This is a genomic window from Microcoleus sp. LEGE 07076 (assembly GCF_015207455.1).
Taxonomy (GTDB): domain Bacteria; phylum Cyanobacteriota; class Cyanobacteriia; order Cyanobacteriales; family Microcoleaceae; genus Microcoleus.
On record NZ_JADEWV010000263.1, the window covers coordinates 1 to 6,846 of the forward strand.

A 6,846-nucleotide genomic window follows, 5' to 3' on the forward strand; every position below is an offset into this window, starting at 1 on the left:
CCCCCGTGCCTACCCCCCCACCCACGGTCGACTGCGCGTTTCACACCCAAAAGCCCCCACTCACAGGCACCGCCCCTACAAGAGAATGAAACAGCCCTTAGTATTTAACCTAGATGATTACAAATGTTACCACAATTTAGCGTCATCCTTAGTTAAAGAAGATAAATTAGATGAAGCCACTCTCGTCTACTTGGGCGCTATTGAACTTTATCCAAAATGTTCGTGGCTGCATCACTATTTAGGAAATGTCCTGCAAAAACAAGGTAAATTAGCTGAATCCGTCTCTGCTTACCAGCAGGCTATTGAGCTTTATCCCAATTTTTCTTGGTCGCACAACAATTTAGGCAATGCTTTAGAAAAACAGGGCAAGCTAGAGGAATCTATCGCAGCCTACCGCCGCGCTATCGAGCTTTATCCAAACTTTTATCTATTTCACACCAACTTAGATAAAGCTGTGCAAAAACTCAGTCATCTCAGCATCTTGCCGCCTAAATCTTATTCTAAATTGATATCGCCCTTTGCCAGTTTGGACAACCTGCGCCTAGCAATAGTTAGCACTCCCCGTTCAGGCAACACTTGGCTGCGGAAGCTTCTAGCATCAATGTACGATTTGCCTCAAATAGCCGTTCACACGCCTAGGGAAATAGCTTGGCAATCTCTGCCACCAAAAGTAATATTACAAATCCACTGGCGGGATACTGATAATTTTGTTTCACTGCTTGCGGAAAATGGATTTCGCCCTATAGTTATTGCCCGCCACCCTCTCGATGTCTTGATTTCAATTCTGCACTTTGCAACTTACGAGTCGCAAACTGCCCGCTGGTTAGATGGTGAAGCTGGCAGCGAGATTTCTATTATTAATAAATTCCCGCTCTGTTCGGAGTTTATCGATTATGCTGTAGGAAAGAGATCGGCTGCGCTTCTTTCTATTAGTGCGTCATGGTGGAATAGAGAAAACTCTAGGCAAATTCGCTATGAAAATTTGGTAGCTGATACTGCCGAGGAACTATCTAAATTAAACGAACAACTGGGGATGAAACCGGTGCGTCCAATATTAGATGTGATTCCCCTTAATTCGATCGCTTCTTTAAGAACAACTGCTGCCAACAATCACTTCTGGCAAGGAAATTGTGGTCATTGGAAGCAACTGCTTACAGCAGAAGTTGCGCGACGAATTGCAATTTCCCATCAAAGGGTGCTAAATCAACTCGGATATGTTTGCGATGCTGACGAAAACTTGACAGAAGAAATGGCCGTAACTGCTTGGAATTCTATTGCAGTAAGCGCAGTCAACTCCTAATCAAGGGCGTGTTTTCTTGCCTCCTTTTTAAAATTCAGATCCCTGTCGCATCTTCCTTGAAAACTGTCCGCAGTTAACTTGTCCAAATTTTAGATGCGATCGCTCTGGCGCCGATTGTCTGAGTATAGTTGGGTTTCGCCCTAGCTCTACCCAACCTACAATATTCAAACTGCCGACTAATGACTAATGACTACTGACTAATGACTAATCATCATCATCAAAAGCTTGGCTACCGCCGCCGACTGCAACTAAATCAATTTGTTGGCGGTAATAATCTACGCTTTTGACTTGAACTTCCACCCGATCGCCCAAACGGTACTGATTGCGGTTTTTGCGGCCGACTAGAGTTTGCTGGCGCGATCGGTATTCATACCAATCATCCTTCAGCGAAGAAACGTGCACCAATCCTTCCACTCGCAACAGTTCGCTATCGGTCGGCCGCACCTCAATTTCCACAAAGAAACCATAGGATTGTACACCTGTAATCAAACCCTGGAAAGTTTGTCCGGTGCGTTCTTTCATCAATCCCGTTTTCTTCAATCCCTGCAAATCGCTTTCGGCATCTTCAGCAACTCTTTCGCGTTCCGTCAGGTGTACCACGGCTGCTGCAAACTCTGTCTCAAATTCGTGGTGCAAGTCTGGGGGGAGGACATTCCAAGTAATTTGACCGTGACAGGAGGAATGGTGCAGGTTAACTTTTTCCTTGGCGCGAGTTGTGCGGCTGCTGCGGCCTTGCTCGAACACAGCCTGCAACACCCGCAGCACCAATAAATCGGCGTAGCGGGAAAGCGGTGAGGTGCAGCGCGTGTAACCATCTTGCAGCGCTAAACCGAAGTGCGGCTTGGGAGTTGTGCTGTACACCGCAGGCTTCATGGTGTCTTCCAGCAGGTAGGTGAGAACTCTTTCGGACTTGAGCCCAGCAAACTGCTGGGTAAATCGCTGGAAGTCGAAGGGCACAACTTCTTCTTCGTTTTCGAGATACAGTTCGCCTCCGAGGTTGTTGGAGAGTTTGATGAACTCCTGGATGTCTGCGGGGTCCGGCATCGGTTGGACGCGGTAGATTGCTGGGACTCCCAAGGCTTGCAGGTGCGTGGCGACAGCTTCGTTGGCGAGTACGACCAACTCGGAGACTGCCGACTGGGCGGGGGGAGCCGTTGCAAAAGCTCCTAATTCGCCTTCGTCGTCGAAGTGAGAGTTAGCGTCGGGCAAATTTAGTTGAAAAGCTCCCCGCTTGAGTCTTGCCTGTCTGACCGCCTGTGAGGCTGCCCAGAGTTGATCCAGGAAAGGACGGAGGGCGCTGGATAAAGATGGCTCTTCAGCATCGGAGTCTGCTTCGACAATTGCTTGAGCTTGCTCGTAGCTGAGCTGGTAGTCAATTTGAATGACGCTGGTTTGAATTTCGTATTCTGTGACTTCTCCCGATCGGTCTAGGGTGAGCAGTATGCTGAAAGCCAGCCGTTCGGTGTCTGGTTGCAGGGTGCAGCGCTGGTTGAGGATGGATGGCAGTACCGCGATGATTTTTTCTCCGAGATGGGCGCTGGTGCCTCGTTTGCGGGCTTCGCGGTCTAGGGGGGTTTCTGGCTGCACGTACTCGGCGGAGTCGGTGATGTGGATTCCTACTTGCCAGCCGCCCGACTTTAGGGTTTCGATCGAAAACGCGCGTTCTATTGGCGGATCTGAGAGGAATGAGGTCGGGTCGAATTCGTTTTGGTCGCCCTCGGCTAAAATTTCCTCCTCAACTTGAGGGGTTTCGTTTTCGGTGTTGGTTTCTCCCGGTTCGTTTTTGCTAAAAGTAACTGTCAGGATGTTTCGCAAATCTAACCGTTTTTTGATGTCGGTTTTTTTGAGTTTGCTGGGCAAGTTTTCGGCTGCTTTGATGACTGCTGGGGGAAACGATCGCGGCAAGTCGTGTTTGCAGCATACGATGTCGAGGTCGTCAGCGGCTTCGGCGTCGGAACCGAGGACTTGTACTACTTTGCCGATCGGGCGATGGGTGCCGAGGGGATAGCGTTTGACTTCGACGTGTACTAAATGGTCGATCGCCTCTTGTAGGTTTGTGCCGTTTGCCAGCAAGTCTAGTTCAAACAGCAGCCGATCGTCGAGGGGAATTGCTCTGTAGCTGACGCGGCCGGTGGGGGTGGCGGTTTGCTTGACTCGCGCTAGTACCGAGGGGTTGGCGCGTTCGAGGATCAGCATGACTTCCCCTTCGGGCGATCGGCGGCGGCTACCTTCTTTGATGATTTTGACTAATACTCGATCGCCATTCCAAGCTGTTGAGAGGTGACTTTCTCGCACGTAAACGTCTTCTGAGCCTTCGGCATCTTGAATTGCAAAGCAAAATCCTTTGCTCGAACAGCGCAGTTTTGCTTCTACTACGTCGTCTTCAGCTATTCGACGGTAGCGCCCTTTGTCTTTGACTAATATGCCAATTTTCTCTAGAGCTTCTAATGCGATTTGAAGTTTGAGTTGACTGGTGGCGTCGTTGCAATCGAGTTTTTTCTCCAGTGCTTTGGGAGCCACTAATTTGTCTTCTGTAAAATTTGCCAGCAGCGCAGCGATAGAAAATTCCATGTAGCGATCGATCCTCTTTTTTCCAGCAATTAGTCTAATTTTGGCAAATCAGCCGCCGCGCCCTTTCCCGCCTTCGCAGTGCCTGCTTCCTACTACAAATACGCGGGTTAGTAGGTGGAAATGCCAGCACAGTCGGTGCTACCCCTGTGCCGGAAATTTTTCAGATTTTTTCCCGACACTGACGAGAGTGCTAATTGTCTGCTGTCTGTCTGCAACTGACGAATGGCGGTGTAGACAACTGCTTTGCACCCTATTCCCCAATACAGTTTTTTAGCGTTGGTTCCTTTGCTTTTGGCTGTTAGCGCCGAGCTCTTCGCGAAGTCAGAAAGCCCCTGTCGGTTCTTAAAAGATAGCTCGATGCTGAAAGCGACGGGTTGAATCGCGGACGAGCAGATGGAGATGTGAAGAGGGAGAAAATTTGCATTTCTGTCTCTTGCATTTTTCCTTCTGCCTTTTTCCTGCTTTCTTCTGGCTTTTGAAGTGACTCTTGCCTTGTGCTAAAGCCAAAGAGTTTACCTGCTCCCGGCAAAATTGCTAGTAGCTAGCGGTAAGAAATTCCTCTGTTTTTTTGCAGGTGGTCTAATTGCCTGCAGAGGTGCAACGAGCGAGTCGGCAGCAATCTGTGCTTGAGAAAGTGCAAGGTACACAAAACCGGAGACTTTACTACTTTTGCCTAGTTGCTGTGTCATTTCCTGTAGGTAGAAATGACCCCTCGGTGCTTGTTAGCTTAAACCGCCGGATGTGGGATAGGGTTTTTCGGTCAAAGGTGGCGCGGTTGATTCACCTTACATTTATTGTATGTTGAATATGTGTTTTCCGAAAATTGTTTTCTGTCGGCTGCTTTTGACCGCAGCGCGGTTGACGGTAATTTTTGGATTTTTTGGGATTTAACAGGACGAGGAGGGCAATGACTAAAGCCAGTCATTGCCCTCCTCGCCCTGCGGTTTTCCATAAATGTTGAAGTATCAAGCAACTAACGCCCGGTTTTGTACTAAACTGAAGTCATCAGCCCCTTTTGGTTTCGGGGTAAAAAAATTATGTTTGCTCAATTTCGTGCCCTTTATCCCGCTGGACAGTTAATCTGTGAGTTGCTGACTATTCATAACGGCAAGTTTGTGGTTCGCTGTCTGGTTCAGGTTGACGGCAAAACTCTCGCTACTGGTATGTCGGCTGCCGAGTCTGTTGAGGATGCTGAAGACCGCGCCCGATCGCGATCGATCGCTGTCCTCGGATTTTCCGATAAGGCGGAGGCCGCTGTTCCCGTTTCAGGGTCTCCGCCTCCGCCTCCGCCTCTGCCTTCGGTTGCCGCAGTTCCTCCGCCTCCGGTGCCTCAGTCGCTTGCTCCTCTTCCTGTTTTAGAAATGCCTGTTACCGAAACAGAGGATACACCACATCAAAGCAATTTTGTCAATACAGAATCGAAAATAAATGAAGAGCCAGTAGCACCTGTAGCGGAACCGGAACGGCCAACGGTCGATCGCGCCGAGGCGGCTGGATTTGTACAGAAGCAGATAGACTCGGATGCTTGGCTTTCTTCCAGCTACGGGGAACCGATGGAGGAACTGGAGGTGCCGAATACCAGCCAAAGCGAACTGTCGCAGGGTGCTGCTGAAATTAGGGAATTGGAACCGATCTCGGTGGGAATTCCAAGTGATGCGATCGAGGACGATTCTGATACGATCGCCAACATAGACGGCATCCTCAAACGCCAGGGATGGAATAAAAAAACGGAAACCGACTGTCTCCAACAACTTTATGACAAGTCGTCGCAGAGAGAGCTTTCTAGCGAACAGTTGGCAGATTTCCTAGAATATCTGGAAATTTACAGCAGAACCACTGAGGAAATCAAGCGATTAAGCTGGACTGCCAGCCAAGGAAAAGATTATCTCAAACAAGCTTATGAGAAAGCAGCGCGGCATTTATTAAACCCAGAACAATTGCTTGATTTCCTGCAATATCTCGAATCTTTACCGTAGGAATTCGGAAACTAAACAAGGCGCTGGAGGCTATTAGATTAAAGAAACCGGGTTTTTGACAGATATTAAGGTTGAGAACCAAATATTTGGGTAAAAAACCCGGTTTCGACGCACCCGTTTATCCAGGATTAAAGAAACCGGGTTTTTGACAGATATTAAGGTTGAGAACCAAAGATTTGGGTAAAAACCCGGTTTCGACGCACCCGTTTATCCAGGATTAAAGAGCTACTTTTGAACGTTAAAAATTAAAAATCAAAAATGCAGAATATTTCCCATTTTTGATTTTTAACTTGCAAGTTACGCCACAGCAGCGATCGGGCGGCTGGCCGAAGGACGGCGATCGATCACTTGATCCACCAAACCGTAGTCCTTAGCTTCATCGGCGGACATGAAGAAATCCCGTTCCGTATCTTCTTCAATGCGCGAAAGCGGCTGACCGGTATGATCTGCCAAAAATTGATTCAGGCGCTGTTTGTGGTACAAAATCTCTTTGGCCTGAATTTCAATATCCGTTGCTTGTCCTTGAGCTCCGCCGAGAGGTTGGTGGATCATAATCCGGGAGTGAGGCAAACTCATCCGCTTGCCTTTAGCGCCCGCACTCAACAGAAAAGCGCCCATGCTGGCGGCCAAACCGAGACAAATGGTGCAAATGTCGGGGCGGATGTGGTTCATTGTGTCAAAAATGCCCATACCTGCTGATACCGAACCCCCAGGGGAGTTGATATAGAGGTAAATGTCTTTCTCTGGATCTTCTGCGTCTAAAAATAGCAATTGGGCAACGATCAGGTTGGCTAAGTCGGAGTCAACCTGTTGGCCCAAGAAGATGATGCGATCGCGCAGGAGTCGCGAGTATATGTCAAAGGCGCGTTCGCCGCGACCGGATTGTTCTATAACTGTTGGGATCATTGACACCAGCCTGCCTATTACGTATCTTTTTTTTATTTTAGCGATTTGGGCTCATTTATAGCGAGCGGTGGAGGGGGGGGCGATCGGCTTTTA

At 48.7% G+C, this 6,846-nt stretch carries 4 protein-coding genes; 2 read left to right on the plus strand and 2 right to left on the minus strand.

Going from position 1 to position 6,846, the window contains the following annotated elements:
* Positions 1-85: 85 nt before the first annotated feature.
* Entirely contained in the window at positions 86-1,300 is a 1,215-nt protein-coding gene (locus tag IQ270_RS26545; RefSeq protein WP_193976159.1) for a tetratricopeptide repeat protein, read from the plus strand.
* A gap of 204 nt (positions 1,301-1,504) precedes the next feature.
* Here IQ270_RS26545 and IQ270_RS26550 read toward each other — a convergent pair whose 3' ends face one another.
* On the minus strand, positions 1,505-3,871 hold the full coding sequence (locus tag IQ270_RS26550) for a ribonuclease R family protein (protein ID WP_193976160.1): 2,367 nt from the start codon (positions 3,869-3,871) through the stop codon (positions 1,505-1,507).
* Between the two features lie 1,037 nt (positions 3,872-4,908).
* On the opposite strand from IQ270_RS26550, the gene IQ270_RS26555 reads away from it, so the two are divergent.
* Positions 4,909-5,847, plus strand: a complete 939-nt coding sequence (locus IQ270_RS26555) for a hypothetical protein (RefSeq protein WP_193976161.1) — start codon at positions 4,909-4,911, stop codon at positions 5,845-5,847.
* Positions 5,848-6,144: 297 nt separating this feature from the next.
* Here the strand turns inward: IQ270_RS26555 and clpP are convergent, their stop codons facing one another.
* The gene (gene clpP, locus IQ270_RS26560) at positions 6,145-6,753 is read right to left on the minus strand and encodes an ATP-dependent Clp endopeptidase proteolytic subunit ClpP (RefSeq protein WP_193976162.1); all 609 of its coding nucleotides are present in this window, start codon (positions 6,751-6,753) and stop codon (positions 6,145-6,147) included.
* Positions 6,754-6,846: the final 93 nt, after the last annotated feature.

Coding starts and splice junctions, on each gene's coding strand:
- IQ270_RS26545 (WP_193976159.1), top strand. CDS start 86: ATGAAACAGCCCTTAGTATTTAACCTAGATGATTACAAATGTTACCAC.
- IQ270_RS26550 (WP_193976160.1), bottom strand. CDS start 3,871: ATGGAATTTTCTATCGCTGCGCTGCTGGCAAATTTTACAGAAGACAAA.
- IQ270_RS26555 (WP_193976161.1), top strand. CDS start 4,909: ATGTTTGCTCAATTTCGTGCCCTTTATCCCGCTGGACAGTTAATCTGT.
- clpP (WP_193976162.1), bottom strand. CDS start 6,753: ATGATCCCAACAGTTATAGAACAATCCGGTCGCGGCGAACGCGCCTTT.